This is a genomic window from Vibrio sp. Vb0349 (genome assembly GCF_033338975.1).
In genome coordinates, this window is record NZ_JAWOTS010000005.1 from 258,441 (window position 1) to 275,544 (window position 17,104).

The window sequence follows — 17,104 nt, forward strand, 5'->3', positions numbered from 1 at the left end:
AATCGGAGCCTAATTTAAATTTCTGCTTGTGTAATGAGAATTGTTATATTATAACATCGCAAAATTAAATGTTATAACATAACAAAAAGGAAAAAGTAGTGAATAAGAAATTGGTGTCTCTCGTGATCGGTAGCATTTTTGCATCCCCTGTTTTTGCCGACACACTATCGAACCCACAGATTGGTGTTGTTGTTGATGGCTACTACCAAGATGGCCAACGTCATAATTCTGAGCGCGAAGAAGGCTTTGGTCTAGGCCATACGGAATTAAACTTCTCATCAAATATCGACGACAAGTTTTACGGCGCATTGACCGCGGTTCTTGAAAGTCATGGTGATGATACAGAATTAGAGCTTGAAGAGGCATTCATCGAAACTTTGGCATTGCCATATGGTGTAAATGTGCGCGCTGGCCGATTCCTATCTGACTTTGGTTATCTGAATAACCAACACATGCACACCGATAGCTTTGTCGAGCGTCCAATTGCTTATCGTACTTTCCTTGGCTCGCACTACTACGATGATGGTGTACGTGCAAACATCGTGTTGCCAACCGACCTTTACGTAAAACTTGGTGTAGAAGCGCTTAGTGGTAGCAAAATGTCTTCTGTCGAAGATGGTTCTGAAGTTGGCGTGTACACCACGACGCTGAAGCTTGGGAATGACTTCTCCGAATCTTCAAGTTGGCAGTTTGGTTTAAGTTACCTGCGCAACGAAAACGGCAAGGTTAAAGAGTTCGAAGATCACGACCACGGTCATGAAGAAGAGCATGATCACGAGCACCATCATGGCGCAGCAGTGACAGGTGCGAACCTTTACGGTGCTGATTTTGTTTGGAAATGGGCACCAGACGGTAATTACAAATACAGCAACTTCACGCTATCGGCTGAATACATGCTGTTAGACGGTGTGGTAGACAGCAAATATAAAAACGATGCAGAGTCACCAGACAACCTAAGCGCATACTATGTTTCGGGCGTTTATCGCTTCAACCCAAGCTGGTCAGCTGGTCTACGTTACGGCGAAGCAGAAAGCTACGATGGTCATGCACACGGCGACCACATGCATTTTACTGAGCTGAATGATAAAGAAATGGATGCGATGATCGCATGGGATTCTTCTCATTTCGGTACTATCCGTGCGCAATACACTCGCATTGATAACCAAGACAGTGAGACAGACAACGTGTTCACTCTGCAATACGTGATGACATTTGGAGCGCACGGTGCTCATGCGTTCTAAGCTGACATTGAATAAATGCAGTTTGGTGATGATGGCGGCAGGAGCTGCCATCATCTCTTCGCCTGCTTTGGCTCTAAACATTTTTGTTTGTGAGCCAGAATGGAAAGCCTTTCTTGAAAGCCACGCGCCAGATGCCAGTATTTATTCAGCGACAACGGTCAAGCAAGACCCACATTACGTACAAGCTCGCCCTTCTTTGATTGCGAAGATGCGCCAAGCGGACATGGCAATGTGTTCGGGCGCAGAACTAGAGGTGGGGTGGTTACCTATGCTGCAAGTTCGTAGCAGCAATGCGGCGGTGCAAAATGGTGCGCCGAGCATGATCTACGCGACGGACTTCGTGCGCATGTTAGATACTCATGCTCACGTTGACCGTAGCATGGGAGATATACACGCTCACGGTAACCCACATGTTCAATTTGCGGCAAATGACATGATTCCATTATCTCGTAAAGTCACGGAGCGCCTAAAAGCGATTGATCCCGACAACGCACAAAGTTACCAAGTGAATGGTATGAAGTTTCGTGCTCATTGGCGTAAAAAGCTTAAAGAATGGAATGAGAAAGGGGCTGCTTTAAAGGGTAAGCAAGTTGTCGGTTATCACGCGACGTATCGTTATTTGTACGATTGGCTCGGAATGAAGCAGATTGCCGATCTCGAACCTAAACCGGGCATTTCACCGACCACATCTCACCTGCAATCGCTTACCAAGTTAGATGCTGACAGTTTTGATGCGATTGTTTACTCCTCTCATCAGGATCAGCGTCCAGCGAACTGGTTGCAAGATCATACTGACAAACCTGTGATTCAACTGCCATTGACCGTTTCTGAGGGTGAAAGCTTGGATGAGATGTACGATCAGGTCATTGATGATTTACTGGATGTGTTAGTGCCGCCCGTTCCTGTGAAGATCTAAGCCATGGCGGATTATGCATGGCTTTTACCTGCGGTTTTGTGTGGTTTAATTGCGTTAGTTGGCAACATCGTTCTGGGGCAACAAGTTCTTAATCGTCAGATCATCTTTATAGATTTGGCGGTGGCGCAAGTCGCGGCATTGGGGGCAGCACTAAGCCACTACTGGTTGAGCCAATACGCGCTGTTCTCAGGCTCATTCTTTGGCGAAATGATTGGCCCTTGGGTGATGTCTTTGATGCTTTGCGGTTTGATCGCCTTAATGGAGAAACGATACCAGCAGCATTTAGAGCCCATGATCGGCAGCTTGTTTGTCGTGTCTGCATCGCTGGCGATCCTGCTGGTGAGCAAAGACCCACACGGCGGAGACTTTATTCAAGGCATTCTTAATGGGCAACTGTTATGGGCGACTTGGGCAGACGTTTGGCCTTTGGCACTCATTACCGCTGCGATGTTGCTATTAGTTTGGTTAAAACCTGCGTTTATGCGCGGTAGTGGTTTTTATCTGATCTTTGCTATTCTGATGCCCATTACGGTCAAGTTAACCGGCATTTATTTAGAATTTGCTTTGTTGGTGATTCCAGCTTTATGTGCGGCAGCATTGAAGGGAACTCGATTCTTTGTCGCCAGTATCAGCATTGGTATTGTTGGGATCTTATCGGGTATTGCCGCATCGGCTCGCTATGACTTACCGAGTGGTGCGAGTATTGTGATCACCCTGTTTATTGCTGGCATGTTGTTTAATCTCTTGCTTCAGCCTTTTCTGGTGAAAATAACAAAACCAGCTTTTGTAAGAGATTAAGAGACAAGTAATATTGGTCTGATGAAGTAGTATTTGATTAATCAGACCAATACTTTTCTATCCAAGTCCTCCAATCGTGTAACTTTGCGCCTTCCAACACACTTTCTTACGTTGATCTTGCCATAGTCATCAAGTTGCCTTGATTAGTTCACATCCGACTCCCAGACTGTTTCTATAGTTTTTGTAAGATATAAAAGACCCTGCGTATGAGAAGCGCAGTTGTAACGCGACTAGGCATAAAAACAAAAAACGCTAGGGATACAAGCGAATTTGTAATCTCAACATTTAAGGAAGACCAAGATGAAACCGGAAAAAGTAGCAGTAGTCACTGGTGCGGCTCGTGGTATTGGCCAAGCGATTTGTGAACAATTACTGGAGGATGGATTCCATGTTGTCGGGCTAGATATAGCGCCCGTGGAATGGAGTCAGTCGGCGCAGCTAAGCAGTTATCAAGTCAACTTGTGTGATGCCGAAGCCGTCAGTGAAGTAGTAGAAAGTGTTGTAGAGCAGCACGGAAGAATCGATGCTCTGGTTAACAACGCGGGCATCACTCGAGATGCATTGTTGCCAGATATGTTAGAGCAAGACTGGGACAGCGTGATCGACGTGAACCTAAAAGCGGTGTTCTTACTCACCCAACGTGTTGCTCCTGTCATGCTAGAGCAGGGTGCAGGTAGTATTGTCAGCATTTCTTCTATAGTGGGAACGGATGGTAACATCGGCCAGAGCAACTATGGCGCAAGTAAAGGCGGCGTCATCTCAATGAGCAAAGGCTGGGCGAAAGAGCTGTCAAGAAAGGGTGCACAGATACGCGTCAACTGTGTCGCGCCAGGCTTTATCGCCACCGATATGACCAAGAACCTGCCAGAGAAAGTCATTCAAATGATGGAAGGCAAAACCCCATTAGGGCGCATGGGCTCAGTTCAAGATATCGCCAATGGCGTCTCTTTCCTAACCTCAGACAAGAGCGCCTACATCACAGGCCAAGTGCTCAAGATTGACGGTGGGTTGGTATTATAGCTCGCTAATCAAAATCTAAAATAAAAATGCCTTTTACTTATGTAAAGGGCTTTTTTGTTTGAGGAATGTTATTCGGGCTTTTGACACTTTCACTTTATTCGTTTCGCACTGCCGGACTTGTATGATTAAGTATAGAGTGAGTACACATAATTCACTTTTACATCGTTCTCTGTTATTAACCTAGATATGTAGCTAATCAAAAATATTAACTTCGAAATAGAATAGCTGTTGAGGTATTAAAGTATGATTTTGTTGCCCATGGTATTAATTTAAATGATAATGCCAAGAAATAATTAACTTTGAATACTCACTATGTACTTAAAAACTGTACTGTTTAGCGCGTCAACTCTTCTTATTTTGGGTTGTAACTCCGAATCAACTAACCCATCTACTGAAGAAAGCGGATGGATAGTTGTAAGCTCTCACTCCGAGCCAAGAAAGCATCAGGTAATTTACGAAAAACATAGCAGGAAAGGTCTAAGTCTTGCCACTAACGTTCCGGATCTTGACCTGCCTTTAACTTACCAACTAGCGAACCAAATTATTGAGGTCAAAGAAGAGCTTACATTTGGTGAAAATATTGACGGGAACCGCCTAACTTGGAAAGCTATTGGCAATGCTAAACTTAGAGAAAATCAAGTCCACTACGGAGTTAATAAAGATTACTCAGCTTCTAATGAAGGTATTGCTATCGGTTATGTTAACTTTGAGTCGAGGTTTGAGGCTGAAGGACAGCTTGGAATCGAAAAGTTAGTAATTGCGATGTATGACGATGTCAAGAGTGTCGAATTTTACTCTGGATGGGATAGTTCTAAAATATCTTGTTACCAAAATACGTTTGATGAAGACTTAGCTTGTTACGGTGAAATTTTAATTAACGACGATATAGTTCATGTTTTTGATAAATATCTTTCGTATGAATATGTAAACATGGTTTACGACACCGTTATGTCCAAAGGTCGAGAAGATATAATTGAGGCAGATTTTCAACATCAAATTAAATACTTACTAGTCGAAGAGAATAACGTTGAGATGCATTAGCTTGATTACTTTTTGGTAATGAGTGGCTTTTCGAAGCCGAAGTGACCATGAGCAAGATTATTAGATTTTACAAAACTCATTTATGTTCAAAAAATGAGTTTTGTAGATATTAAAATGCATGGAGCCAAATTCTCTCACTGATTCTATGAAGTTTTTGTGCGCTCTAACCACAAGACAATCTATAAAAGACGTTGAGCCAACGTCTTTGCCACAATGCCACCTGTTAATAAGGCTTTCAATGCCTCTTTCTCATTGCTATTCAAATGTGCGCTGGTTAATGATTTTTCTGTAAGTAACACAATTGAACGTGATAGAAGTAACAAAATGGCCTCTTAACGGTAACGTTCCCGAAAAGTTTATATATTATCACCCTCATTGATATAAGTAGTAGAGACGCTCTGAGTACGAGCGCTCTGAAATTCAGGCTTTAGATGGACATTTAAAGTCACCATAAGTTTGCGATTTTTCTTGGGAACGTTTGCAGCATGCCTAAGTATAAATTTACGTGAGACTATGGAAATGAAACTACACACTTTGACGATGGCAGTAGCGCTTGGACTGGTTACTGCACCTGCATTCGCAGCAACAGATGTTGACGCTCTTGAAAAGCGAATTAATGAATTAGAACATAGACTTGAGCAGACAGAAAAAGCATCCACAGAAGCAAATGAGAAAGCCTCAAGCTTTGAGTTTCATGGCTACGCTCGTTCCGGGCTACTGATTAATGACGATCTGAATGGTGCAGTGGGTACTGGTCCTTACATGACGGCAGCTGGTGCTATTGGCGCTCCAGTTGGGCGATTAGGGGTAGAGGATGATCATTATGTGGAAGCAAACCTTATTCACAAACGTTTTGCAGATGATGGTTCCAGCGCATTGTTCCGAATCATGTTGGCAGATAGTACGGAAACCAATAACGAATGGACGGCGAGCGAGAGTCAATTAAACGTTCGTCAGGTATATGCTGAGCTAAACAAGTTGAGTATGTTCTCTGAATCAAGAGCTTTTGCTGACGCGACGTTTTGGGCTGGTAAACGATTTGACCGTGATAACTTTGACATTCACTTCTTTGACTCGGATATTGTTTTCTTATCTGGTACTGGTGCTGGTGTGTATGACGTCCAAATGAGCGATTCGTGGAAAGCAAACTTCTCGATCTATGGTCGTGATTTTGGTGAGATTGATAGCTCGTCAACAGATGTTGAAAACTATATCGCGACAATGAACAACCGCTTCGGTAATTGGCAATTGATGCTGAGCGGCATGACGTCTGCTGATAACAATGATCGCGTAGAAGGCGCAGCGGACAAAGGTTTACATGCGATGTTTGCTTACCATGGCGATAACTTCTTTGGCATGAGTGAAGGCTTCTCTAAAACCGGTATTTTGATGGGTGATGGACTGGGTGCGGAACTTAAAGGCATCGGTTCAAACGGAGATTTGTTAGAAGACGCAAAAGCCGTACGCTTGTTCAGCTATGGTGTAACACGCATCGGCGACAACTGGCGTGTAGCACCTGCGTTGCTAGCAGAACACAGCCAAGATCGCTTTGCTGAAAATGATGAATTTACGTGGGCATCGTTCAACATCCGCTTAGCGCAAGAGTTTACGCAGAACTTTGAGATGGTTTATGAAGGCTCATACCAATACATGGACCTAGACAATGCGATTGATAAAGCAAGTGGCAGTTTTTACAAAGCGACAATTGCACCAACGCTTAAGATGTCTACCGCTGCAGGTTTCTTTGACCGTCCGGAGCTACGTTTTGCAGTTAGCTACGTTGATTGGAGCGAAGACTTGAATGGCTACTCGATTAGCCAGGATGCGGGTGCTGCAACGATGGGTGATGGTGGTGAAGTTCTGTTTGCACTGCAAATGGAAACTTGGTTCTAAAGGGACCTAACCTACAAAGAGTAATAAGAAAAGCGCCAACTGATTTCAGTTGGCGCTTTTTCATTAACAGGACTGACGCTCAATAGTTTTGAAGGTTAGTACCATCTTACTCATTTCAAAACTTCTGTTGGCAATTCTATCTAGTAACAGTTTCGCACCATTTTCCCCTGCTTTATCAAATGCATAGTTAAATGTTGATAAGGTTGGGGTGCACACTGATGCGAGCTCATCATCACCAACGCCTAGCACTAAAACGTCTTTACCCGGTGTTAACCCGAGATCTTGAATCGCTCTCATCGCACCGATAGCAATACGGTCTGTCGCACAGAACAAGCCATCTAGCTTAGGGCTCTTTGTTAAGTGTTGTTTTGCCAATGAATAGCCAGAATCGATGGTAAAGTCACCACGAGCATGGAAGGCGAGCTCAAAACCATGATGCTGTAGCGCTTGAACAAATCCTTCAGAGCGTTGCTTATCTACCGCGATATCGTCACCTTGCACACCAATAAAACCCATGGTTTGGCAACCTTTTGCAACCAGTCTATTTCCCGCTTCAAACCCTACTCGTGCGTCATCATGAATGATGCTTGGAATATTAAACATGGAACCATCTTGACCGACGAGCACAACTGGAACGGCTGAGTTTTGAATTGCTTTTACCAGTTTGGAATCGAGGTGGGTGGCGTAAAGAATGATCCCTTCAACCCGTTTTTGGTTAAAGATCTGAATGTATTCCAGTTCTTTTTCGTGGGCTTGGTGAGTGCTAGCAAGTAAGACATGTTTCCCGGCTTTTTCAAGGACATCGGTTAATCCATCGACACCTTGGGATGTGGCATGAGAGGAAACCCGAGGAACAATGACACCAACCAGATTGGTCTTTTGAGATTTTAGATCTTTAGCGACTTGGTTCGGCACATAGCCACACTCCGCTACTGCTTGGCGGACCTTCAGTTTTGTCGCTTCTTTTACGCCATATTCATCGTTTATAACCCGTGACACTGTTGATTTTGATACGCCAGCCAGACGGGCGACATCATGCAGACTCGCCATTGTTCCTATCCATTCTGTTTTTCGTTTTTGGGATTGTTTGCAAAGAGAAGATGAAAAGCTCTTTGATAAGTAGCGATTCTAACCTCCTATACTGCTCTTAGGGAGAGAATTTGACGATCATTCTCACATTCTCTCTGCTTTATCTTTGATCATTTGGTTTTATTGAGCAAAAATCTGTTTTGCAAACGTTCCCGAAAATTTCGCAAGCTCAGATAATAATCCAATGGGGTATGAAATGAATTATCCGGCAGTAGCAAAAGAGTTGTTAACTCTATTAGGTGGTAAAAGCAACATCACCGCACTTGCGCATTGTGCGACACGCTTACGCCTTGCCGTTGCAGATGAGCAAAAAATAGATGAACAAGCGATTGATAGCCTTGAAGGAGTAAAAGGGCAGTTCAAAGTTGCGGGTCAGTACCAAATCATTTTTGGATCTGGCATCGTAAACCAAGTTTATGCAGAAATGGCGAAGTTGACGGGGATGAGTGAAATGTCCACCAACGACGTTGCGTCTGCTGGCGCAGAGAAACAAAACATTGTTCAGCGCGCGGTGAAAGGGCTGTCTGATATTTTCGTTCCAATCATTCCAGCAATCGTCGCTGGTGGTTTGTTGATGGGTATCTATAACCTATTGACTGCTCAAGGCTTGTTCATTGATGGCAAATCTTTGATTGATGCCAACCCAGGACTGACAGACTTGGCGAACATGATCAACACGTTTGCGAACGCGCCGTTTGTTTACCTGCCTATTCTGCTGGCATTTTCAGCCAGTAAGAAGTTTGGCGGTAACCCATATTTAGGGGCGGCGCTAGGTATGTTGATGGTTCACCCTGACTTGCTGAATGGTTGGGGATTCGGCGGCGCATCTGTGTCTGGCAACATTCCGGTTTGGAATATTCTTGGCTTTGAAATCCAAAAAGTGGGTTACCAAGGTTCGGTGTTACCGGTTTTGGTATCGGCATTCATTCTTGCGAAGGTTGAGCTAGGCTTACGTAAAGTCATACCTTCTGTTTTAGACAACCTTTTAACGCCATTACTGGCGATTTTCATAGCGGGTTTGCTGACGTTTACTGTCGTCGGTCCGTTCACGCGTGATATCGGTTTCCTATTGGGTGATGGTCTGAACTGGCTATACAACACTGCTGGCTTTGTTGGTGGTGCGGTATTTGGTCTTATTTATGCTCCGTTTGTTATTACTGGTATGCATCACAGCTTCATTGCTATTGAAACTCAACTTCTTGCGGATATTGCGACGACGGGCGGCACCTTTATCTTTCCTATTGCGGCGATGTCTAACGTTTCTCAAGGAGCGGCTGCGTTGGCGGTGGGCGTGATGAGCAAAGATAAGAAGATGAAAGGTATTGCGATTCCATCTGGTGTTACGGGTTTGCTGGGTATTACAGAACCGGCTATGTTTGGTGTTAACTTAAAACTACGTTACCCATTTATTGCGGCAGTTTGCGCTGCGGCGTTATCAAGTGCGTTCATCACAATGTTTAATGTGAAAGCTCAGGCATTGGGCGCAGCTGGTCTTCCAGGCATCATTTCCATTACGCCAGAGAAGATTGGGTACTACATCGCGGGTATGGTGATCGCGTTCTTGACCGCATTTGTTCTCACCATTGTTCTTGGTATGCGTGACCGCGCTAAAGTCGGTAGAAAAGCAGCGGCTTAATCTGAACTCCTTAGGGGTGGAGTCCCCCAAAATCCACTTCTTTTCCTAAATGTTTGGGATGCTAGCCAAGCACTAATGGCTTGGCTAGCCTTTTTCAATTTTTACTTGGTAGTGAAGGTGTTCAACACGTTGGACTATCAGGGCTTTAATTTCAAGGTAAGCAAGATGAATCAAGTGTGGGTAACTGGTGATGCTGTTGTCGATCTAATACCGGAATCTGAGACTTCTTTACTCAAATGTCCCGGTGGTGCACCAGCGAATGTCGCCGTAGCTATTGCTCGTCTATCTGGTAAGAGTGCGTTTTTTGGACGTGTAGGTGATGACCCATTTGGTCGCTTCATGCAATCAACGCTCGATCAAGAGGGCGTGAGCACGGAGTTTCTCGTTAAAGATCCTGAGCAAAGAACATCAACAGTGGTGGTGGATTTAGACGAGCAAGGTGAGCGCAGCTTTACGTTTATGGTAAAACCGAGCGCTGATCAGTTTATGTCTGTTGAAGACATCCCAAACTTTAAGCAAGGTGACTGGCTACACGTTTGCTCAATTTCACTGGCAAATGAGCCAAGTAGAAGCAGCACGTTTGAGGCGATCAAAAGAGCAAAAGCCGCTGGTGGTTTCATTAGCTTTGACCCTAACTTGCGCGATGAAGTGTGGCAAGATCAATCAGAGATCCAAGCTGTAGTGATGAAGGCTGTAGCGATGGCTGATGTGGTTAAGTTCTCTGAAGAGGAGCTTTTGTTCTTAACTGACTCAACATCGATGGCGCAAGGTTTACAACAAATAGCCGCTTTGAATATTGCTTTGGTCTTGGTGACACAAGGTGCTAAAGGCGTTTGGCGTGTCTTTGAAAATCAGAGTGAGCTGATCACTGGTCAAGTCGTTAGTCCGATTGATACCACAGGTGCGGGTGATGCTTTTGTCGGAGGGCTACTGGCATGTCTTTCTCAGCATGACGATTGGAAAAATCATCCTGTTGTTAGCTCTGCGATTCAATGGGCAAATGCCTGTGGTGCATTAGCGACGACGCAAAAAGGCGCAATGACCGCGCTTCCGACCCAGACAGAATTGCTGCAATTTATTGGGCAATGATCTTCAGATCCAATTTCAGTTGAGAAAAATTATGAGCTTAAACAACCGTTGGACTGTAGAGCAAAGATATCGCCGACTTGAGCAAATCCCTCAGTGTGATATCGAAGAAATGACACTTTCACGTCAGCAAGATAAAGGCTTTCCTAGTTTTCATATCGCCCCTAGATTTGGGCTGTTAAATGACCCAAATGGGTTGTGTTATTTCAATGGTGAGCACCACATCTTTTACCAGTGGACGCCTGTGGGACCAGTCCATGGAATGAAGTATTGGTACCACCTTTCTACTAAAGACTTCATCCATTTTACTGATCATGGTGTGGGTTTTCATCCCGACCAAGACTACGATTCACATGGTGTCTATTCGGGCGGTGCTTTGGTGGAAAACAACAAGGCTTTGCTGTTTTTTACTGGTAATAAGCGTGACCAAAACTGGAATCGAATTCCAACACAGTGCTTTGCCACCATGGATTCAGATGGCAACATTGAAAAGCATGGTGTAGTCATTGAGAACGAACATTACACGGAGCACTTTCGTGATCCAAAAGTTTGGAAGAAAGGCGACGACTATTTGATGGTGGTGGGTGCTCAAACCAAAACCGAGCATGGTTCAATGGCGCTCTATCAAAGCAAAGATTTGAAAACGTGGCAGCATAAAGGTCCTATCAAGACCAAGTTTTCTGACCTTGGGTACATGTGGGAGTGTCCTGATTTCTTTGAGATTAATGGTCAATCGGTGATGCTGTTTTCTCCACAGGGCGTGAGCAGTAATAATCCTTATGATTTCAAAAACATCTATTCTGTTGCGTATATCGTGGGTGATCAGTTGAACCTAGAGTCGATGATTTTAGAAAACCACCAAGATATTTTGCAGCCAGATTATGGGTTTGATTTCTACGCCCCACAAACCTATTTAGATGAGAATGGGCGTCGCATTCTTATTGCATGGATAGGGTTGCCAGAAATCGACACACCATCGGTCACACACCAGTGGGCAGGAATGTTGTCTCTTCCTAGAGAACTAACGTTGAAAGATGGTTTTCTTGTTCAAGCTCCGCTCCCTGAGCTGAAGAGTTTAAGAAAAGAAGAGGTGGTCTTTGCACAATCCCATACACTGGAAAGCACAAGTTGTTTGATCCAATTAGACCTTGAGGGCGATGGCTTTGAACTTGAGCTGAGTAACCTCAAAGGTGACAACATCGTCTTTAGTGCGACAGAGCACGAGTTTATGCTGGACCGTCGTCACATGTCTCATTTGTACGCAGAAGAATTTGGTGGTATTCGAAAAGCACCAAGATTGGACGCTAAGCAGACGATTGAGATGTATATCGACAATTCTGTCATCGAGATTTTCATTAATGGCGGCAAACACACGATGACCAGTCGTTTCTTTATTGATGACCTCAATACGGTAACGTTGAGAGGGTTGGAGCAAGCAAGGCTTTTCCCTTTGAAAGGTATTACAGGCTTGTTTGAGTCATCTTTATAATTGGTCATATCAAGCGGAGTGCCTTTTGATATACGAGCCTTTTGATATAACAGCTCCTCAGTAGGCATCAAAAACGCCCTTCATATCTCCATGAAGGGCGTTTTTTGTTCAAAATACCTAGGTAGATTATCTTTCACGCACGTAGGTCGTTTGAACTAAAGTATCCAAAACAACTTCACTCTTGGTGACTTTGAAGTTTAGCGGTTGTTCTAAATCCCCAAATAGAGGTGCGCCGCCGCCAAGTAGGATAGGGAAGCGCGTGATCACCATTTCATCGATAAGATCTTCTTTCAGGAAGTTCTGAATCGTCACTCCGCCGTCGATGTAAAGATCGTTAAAGCCTTTTGCGTTTAGCTCCGCAAGCACATCTTTTTGCTCGCCTTTTACTAGAAAGACTTTGTCTTCGTAGCCTTGTGGCACTTCTGTCATGGTATTGCTGAGTACAAACACAGGTTTGCTGTATGGCCAATCGCAATCAAAGCTCAGTACGACATCTAGGGTGTTGCGCCCCATTACCAAGCCATCAATACGCTCCATCAGTGAGAAGAAGCCAGTATCAATGTTGTCTGGATTTGGTACTGAATGTAGCCAGTCAAGTTTGCCCTGCTTATCTGCGATGTAACCGTCCAGACTGGTTGCAATAAATACGATATTTGCCATGAGTACCTCATCAAAATTGTGATGCTTGAGCCAAGCTAAAGTATGGTTTAAAATTAATTCTACAATGTAGAATAACTCTGAGTTTATCGGGAAGATCAAATGTCTGTCAACGAAAAGAAACGCGGGAGACCAGCCGCTAAGCAGTCGCAGTTAAGCGCAGAAAGCATCCTAGATACAGCTAAGTCATTGATGAAAAAGGATGGCAAGGTACCAAGCATTCGCTCGTTAGCGACGCAACTAAATGTCGATCCCATGGCGATCTATCACTACTTCAAAAACAAGAATGCGTTGCTTGAAGCGTTAACCACATCGCTGGTGGAGGAAATTTATCAACCGAAAGTGAATGACGATTGGCAAGGCCAATTCAAAAACTTGTGTATTAGCTACATTGAACTGCTGCGTGAGTACAACGGGTTATTGCAAACCATGCTGAGCATGACATCTCATGGCCCTGCTCAAGTGTTTACCGAGCGTTATCAATTGATTGTTCAGCCTTTGGCGTTGTCTCCGCAAGTGGAGAAAGACAGTTTGGATCTATTGGCAGATTACCTACACGGGTTCGTGTTCTCGATCAGTTGTTGCCACGATGCGAGCTTGATTAAGACGGAGATGATGGATGGGCCGTTGAATCTGATCTGTTCTTCGTTATTGGCATCTCGAACCTAGTTCACATTACCGTGACGTTTTTACTTATAGCGTGAAAGAAAATCCCATAACCAAAGGTTCTAACTAAAAGAGATTGCAGGACTTTTATTTAGCGAATTCGACCTAATATCTTGAGTATGCCTAATCGCAGTTGGCGAAGAGGTGATGTTAATAATGCTTGCTGGCGCGTAAGACCCGTCAGTTTGAAGATGCATTCAAACACAATAAGGGAAAACAATGGCTAACGAATACATTCCACCAAAAGTTTGGACAAACGATAATGAAAACGGCGGTCAGTGGGCGAGCATCAACCGTCCGGATTCTGGCGCACGTCATGAGCAAGAGCTTCCAGTTGGTGAGCACCCATTCCAACTTTACTCAATGGGTACCCCAAATGGTCAGAAAGTGACGATCATGTTTGAAGAGCTTTTGGCGGCTGGCGTAACGGCAGCAGAATACGATGCATACCTGATTAAGATTGGCGATGGCGACCAGTTTGGCTCTGGCTTTGTGGCTGTTAACCCAAACTCTAAAATTCCGGCATTGGTTGACCGTTCGGGTTCTGAGCCAGTGAACGTGTTTGAATCTGGCAACATCTTGTTTTATCTAGCAGAGAAGTTTGATCATTTCTTACCAAAAGAAGGCGCTAAGCGTGCTGAGGTAATGAACTGGTTATTCTGGCTGCAAGGTTCTGCGCCATATCTAGGCGGTGGTTTTGGTCACTTCTACGCGTACGCACCAGAGAAGTTCGAGTACCCAATCAACCGCTTTACAATGGAAGCAAAACGTCAGTTAGATGTATTAGACAAGCGTCTTGCGAACAATGAATTCCTAGGTGGCGATGAGTACAGCATCGCTGATATCGCAACATGGCCATGGTACGGCAACCTTGTGTTGGGTCGTGCTTACGATGCGGCTGAATTCTTAGACGTAGAAAGCTACAAAAACGTTGTGCGTTGGGCAAAAGTAATTGATGAGCGTGAAGCGGTAAAACGTGGTCGAATTGTGAACCGTTCATGGGGTGAAGAATGGGAGCAGTTACCTGAGCGCCACAGCGCAGAAGATATTGATAAAGTATTGAAACTTAAACCATAAGCAATCTTGGCCTAGCTACGTCAAATGAGTTTAGTTTTATCTATGCTTATACAGTGACCTTAATCAAATCTATAGCGCACCATATACGGTGCGCTATTTTTATTCTCATTTAGTCTCGAAATGCTAATTTATATCACCTCTTGAAGAGCATTTAGTTCGTAGATGAATCTTTAATGTATTTATATATTATGATGCAAAACAAAGCTCATATTTCCATGTTAAATATGGACTGGTCATACTGCTTTCTAATAATTAAATTATTTAAAAATTATAAACTGATTTTATATCCATTATAAATAAAATTAATGATAATTAATATTTGACATAACCACTAAATTTATGTGGAATATGCGGGTTGATTTGTTTTGAAGAAATAAAATTAATTTCTAGTACTTTTATTTAAGACAAGCTTAGCTTTTAGCGATGTTTAATTATTAATGCTTATATCATGAAAGAGGATATGTATGATGTCGTCGTTTGAGTCGTACTGGGTTGGGATACGTCAAAGAATAGCCGCACAAACCGAAGGTAACCGCAGTTTAAAGTCTCTAGTAATTAAAAAGCAGCGTGTGAACTTAAATAACAGTGGGTTATCCTTTCGCGCTAAGTCCGGATGCCTTATCCCTCACTGTTATACCAAGTTCTCTGATGAGATAAACCTAAAAACATCGAAAAAATCGTCTCTTAGTTTTAAAAAAGGAAAGCTGTATTTTTCTCCAGTTTAATAATAAATGAAATTTACATAAATTATAATATTAGGTTTTTAAATTTATCGATAATTAATTACGATTTTATGATGCGTTTTCAATATGTTTTCTTGGTAAATAATTAGCTGGGCTTATTGTTGATTGTTTTTGTTGTTTCCTATTTAGATATGGATAAAAGCTCAACTACTTTTCCTATACCAACTTACTCCCTGAATTGACTTGCGCGCTTTTTCTCCCCTCTCAAAAAACATAGCGTTACGGAATTATTTTCGCTCCTGTTTCATTCTTCAAGACGAAAGCTCTACCTACCTCTCATTATTTTCGACAAACATTGAGTAAAAGTAACCAATCGTAACAAGGTGGCTGTAACTGAGCGCCGTTTCAATATACTCGTTTTTTAACTAGGTAATCCCGCGCTTTGAATTCATTCGGGTACCGTTTGTAAGCCTTAAATGCTACTAAGATAAGATGTCATGATGAGAAAAAGTACTATATTACACACAGTGTTAATTACAGGGTTCGCTGCTGTATCCTCGTTGGCTTATGCTGCGCCTTCAGTTGTGCCAAATGCGCCGGAACTCAGTTCTCGTGGTTATGTTTTGATGGACTTCCATACGGGGAAAGTACTGGTTGAACGTGATGCCCACAAACGTTTAAACCCCGCGAGTTTAACGAAGTTGATGACTGCTTATGTAGCTGGTCAAGAAATTAATACAGGCAATATTACGTTGAATGATGAGGTTGTCATCAGCCGAAATGCTTGGGCAAAAAATTTCCCAGATTCTTCAAAAATGTTTATTGAAGTCAATACTTCCGTTTCTTTGTCTGACTTATACCGTGGTCTGATTGTTCAATCTGGTAACGATGCCAGTGTCGCTATTGCTGAGCATGTTGCGGGAAGTGAATCAGGGTTTGTGAGTTTGATGAATAGTTGGGCCGCCAAGCTTGAATTGTCTAACACGGCATTCACCAACCCTCACGGCCTAGACAGTGACGGTTTATATTCGACACCTTATGATATTGCCAAGTTGGGCCAAGCGATTATTCGTGACTTACCTGATATCTATCCGCTGTATAGCGAAACCTCGTTTACTTACAATGGCATCACTCAATACAACCGTAATGGCTTGCTTCGTGATCGTAGTATGAATGTCGATGGCATGAAAACTGGTTATACAAGCGGCGCGGGTTATAGTCTAGCGACTTCTGCAACACAAGGTGATATGCGTTTGATTGCGGTAGTGATGGGAGCGAAGAGTGAGAATGTTCGTGAATCAGAAAGCAAGCAGCTGTTAAGTTATGGCTTCCGCTTTTACGATACGGTAATGCCGACTGAGGCGGGTGCGGAACTTGCGAAAGCTCGAGTTTGGATGGGCGAAAAAGACGAGCTTACTGTTGGCGTAGCTAACGATGTTTATCTCACTTTGCCAAAAGGAGATGTAAAAAAGCTGCAAGCGGAAGTTGAATACAACGGTGATTTAGTTGCGCCAATTTCTGAGCAACAAGTGGTTGGTAAAGTGCTTTACAAAGTCGAAGGTAAGGTCGTAAATGAAGCCGAGCTCGTTGCATTGGAGTCCGTGGAGGAAGGCAGTTTATTCAAGCGAATTTTAGACTGGTTTAAGCAATTGGTCGCTAGCTGGTTCTAAACAGTAGCGAACTTCTGTCTATATCACTCTATCTTGTTAATGTTCTATTAAATCAATTTACTAAGGCGACCAACGTGGTCGCCTTACGTTTTTGGAATACTCGTTGCGTTAAAACGCAGGCCTTCTTGTAAGGGGGTGTTTT

Annotated in this window: 14 protein-coding genes; 12 read left to right on the forward strand and 2 right to left on the reverse strand. The window is 43.5% G+C overall.

The features are described from left to right. Nucleotides 1-98: 98 nt before the first annotated feature. From R7Q47_RS08955 to R7Q47_RS08980, 6 genes are all read left to right on the forward strand, one after another. Entirely contained in the window at nucleotides 99-1,241 is a 1,143-nt protein-coding gene (locus tag R7Q47_RS08955) for a hypothetical protein (RefSeq protein ID WP_182015828.1), read from the forward strand. Further along, nucleotides 1,231-2,157: a metal ABC transporter solute-binding protein, Zn/Mn family gene (locus R7Q47_RS08960; RefSeq protein ID WP_213871436.1), complete on the forward strand. Its 927-nt coding sequence runs from the start codon at nucleotides 1,231-1,233 to the stop codon at nucleotides 2,155-2,157. Before R7Q47_RS08955 ends, R7Q47_RS08960 begins: the two co-directional genes overlap by 11 nt. A gap of 3 nt (nucleotides 2,158-2,160) precedes the next feature. Then, complete coding sequence (locus tag R7Q47_RS08965; RefSeq protein WP_005373725.1) at nucleotides 2,161-2,955, forward strand: metal ABC transporter permease; 795 nt, start codon at nucleotides 2,161-2,163, stop codon at nucleotides 2,953-2,955. 300 nt (nucleotides 2,956-3,255) lie between these two features. After that, on the forward strand, nucleotides 3,256-3,975 hold the full coding sequence (fabG, locus tag R7Q47_RS08970; protein WP_248486501.1) for a 3-oxoacyl-ACP reductase FabG: 720 nt from the start codon (nucleotides 3,256-3,258) through the stop codon (nucleotides 3,973-3,975). Nucleotides 3,976-4,287: 312 nt separating this feature from the next. Then, complete coding sequence (locus tag R7Q47_RS08975; RefSeq protein ID WP_025767960.1) at nucleotides 4,288-5,016, forward strand: hypothetical protein; 729 nt, start codon at nucleotides 4,288-4,290, stop codon at nucleotides 5,014-5,016. Between the two features lie 519 nt (nucleotides 5,017-5,535). Beyond that, complete coding sequence (locus tag R7Q47_RS08980; protein ID WP_239938773.1) at nucleotides 5,536-6,909, forward strand: carbohydrate porin; 1,374 nt, start codon at nucleotides 5,536-5,538, stop codon at nucleotides 6,907-6,909. A 63-nt stretch (nucleotides 6,910-6,972) separates the two neighbouring features. On the opposite strand, the gene R7Q47_RS08985 is transcribed toward R7Q47_RS08980, so the two are convergent. Beyond that, nucleotides 6,973-7,959 carry a LacI family DNA-binding transcriptional regulator gene (locus R7Q47_RS08985; RefSeq protein WP_248486499.1) on the reverse strand — a complete coding sequence of 329 codons (987 nt, stop codon included), beginning with the start codon at nucleotides 7,957-7,959 and terminating at the stop codon, nucleotides 6,973-6,975. 235 nt (nucleotides 7,960-8,194) lie between these two features. On the opposite strand from R7Q47_RS08985, the gene R7Q47_RS08990 reads away from it, so the two are divergent. The 3 genes from R7Q47_RS08990 (at nucleotide 8,195) to R7Q47_RS09000 (ending at nucleotide 12,209) form a co-directional block, all read left to right on the forward strand. Continuing rightward, entirely contained in the window at nucleotides 8,195-9,634 is a 1,440-nt protein-coding gene (locus R7Q47_RS08990; RefSeq protein ID WP_025767958.1) for a sucrose-specific PTS transporter subunit IIBC, read from the forward strand. A 165-nt stretch (nucleotides 9,635-9,799) separates the two neighbouring features. After that, on the forward strand, nucleotides 9,800-10,723 hold the full coding sequence (locus R7Q47_RS08995; protein ID WP_151515747.1) for an aminoimidazole riboside kinase: 924 nt from the start codon (nucleotides 9,800-9,802) through the stop codon (nucleotides 10,721-10,723). A 31-nt stretch (nucleotides 10,724-10,754) separates the two neighbouring features. Then, nucleotides 10,755-12,209 carry a sucrose-6-phosphate hydrolase gene (locus tag R7Q47_RS09000; protein ID WP_154204223.1) on the forward strand — a complete coding sequence of 485 codons (1,455 nt, stop codon included), beginning with the start codon at nucleotides 10,755-10,757 and terminating at the stop codon, nucleotides 12,207-12,209. 126 nt (nucleotides 12,210-12,335) lie between these two features. Here the strand turns inward: R7Q47_RS09000 and R7Q47_RS09005 are convergent, their stop codons facing one another. Further along, nucleotides 12,336-12,869, reverse strand: coding sequence for a dihydrofolate reductase family protein (locus R7Q47_RS09005; RefSeq protein WP_154204224.1), 534 nt, complete (start codon nucleotides 12,867-12,869; stop codon nucleotides 12,336-12,338). Between the two features lie 99 nt (nucleotides 12,870-12,968). Here R7Q47_RS09005 and R7Q47_RS09010 point away from each other — a divergent pair, with 99 nt between their 5' ends. The 3 genes from R7Q47_RS09010 to R7Q47_RS09020 all read left to right on the forward strand — a co-directional run bounded on the left by R7Q47_RS09010 (nucleotide 12,969) and on the right by R7Q47_RS09020 (nucleotide 16,962). Continuing rightward, nucleotides 12,969-13,535 (forward strand): TetR/AcrR family transcriptional regulator, encoded by a 567-nt coding sequence (locus tag R7Q47_RS09010; RefSeq protein ID WP_154204225.1) that lies wholly within the window; start codon nucleotides 12,969-12,971, stop codon nucleotides 13,533-13,535. A 216-nt stretch (nucleotides 13,536-13,751) separates the two neighbouring features. Beyond that, nucleotides 13,752-14,609: a glutathione-dependent disulfide-bond oxidoreductase gene (yghU, locus tag R7Q47_RS09015; protein WP_005373705.1), complete on the forward strand. Its 858-nt coding sequence runs from the start codon at nucleotides 13,752-13,754 to the stop codon at nucleotides 14,607-14,609. Between the two features lie 1,183 nt (nucleotides 14,610-15,792). Beyond that, nucleotides 15,793-16,962, forward strand: a complete 1,170-nt coding sequence (locus R7Q47_RS09020) for a D-alanyl-D-alanine carboxypeptidase family protein (RefSeq protein ID WP_137283143.1) — start codon at nucleotides 15,793-15,795, stop codon at nucleotides 16,960-16,962. The last annotated feature ends 142 nt before the right edge of the window (nucleotides 16,963-17,104 follow it).

Coding starts and splice junctions, on each gene's coding strand:
- R7Q47_RS08960 (WP_213871436.1), top strand. CDS start 1,231: ATGCGTTCTAAGCTGACATTGAATAAATGCAGTTTGGTGATGATGGCG.
- R7Q47_RS08965 (WP_005373725.1), top strand. CDS start 2,161: ATGGCGGATTATGCATGGCTTTTACCTGCGGTTTTGTGTGGTTTAATT.
- fabG (WP_248486501.1), top strand. CDS start 3,256: ATGAAACCGGAAAAAGTAGCAGTAGTCACTGGTGCGGCTCGTGGTATT.
- R7Q47_RS08975 (WP_025767960.1), top strand. CDS start 4,288: ATGTACTTAAAAACTGTACTGTTTAGCGCGTCAACTCTTCTTATTTTG.
- R7Q47_RS08980 (WP_239938773.1), top strand. CDS start 5,536: ATGAAACTACACACTTTGACGATGGCAGTAGCGCTTGGACTGGTTACT.
- R7Q47_RS08985 (WP_248486499.1), bottom strand. CDS start 7,959: ATGGCGAGTCTGCATGATGTCGCCCGTCTGGCTGGCGTATCAAAATCA.
- R7Q47_RS08990 (WP_025767958.1), top strand. CDS start 8,195: ATGAATTATCCGGCAGTAGCAAAAGAGTTGTTAACTCTATTAGGTGGT.
- R7Q47_RS08995 (WP_151515747.1), top strand. CDS start 9,800: ATGAATCAAGTGTGGGTAACTGGTGATGCTGTTGTCGATCTAATACCG.
- R7Q47_RS09000 (WP_154204223.1), top strand. CDS start 10,755: ATGAGCTTAAACAACCGTTGGACTGTAGAGCAAAGATATCGCCGACTT.
- R7Q47_RS09005 (WP_154204224.1), bottom strand. CDS start 12,869: ATGGCAAATATCGTATTTATTGCAACCAGTCTGGACGGTTACATCGCA.
- R7Q47_RS09010 (WP_154204225.1), top strand. CDS start 12,969: ATGTCTGTCAACGAAAAGAAACGCGGGAGACCAGCCGCTAAGCAGTCG.
- yghU (WP_005373705.1), top strand. CDS start 13,752: ATGGCTAACGAATACATTCCACCAAAAGTTTGGACAAACGATAATGAA.
- R7Q47_RS09020 (WP_137283143.1), top strand. CDS start 15,793: ATGAGAAAAAGTACTATATTACACACAGTGTTAATTACAGGGTTCGCT.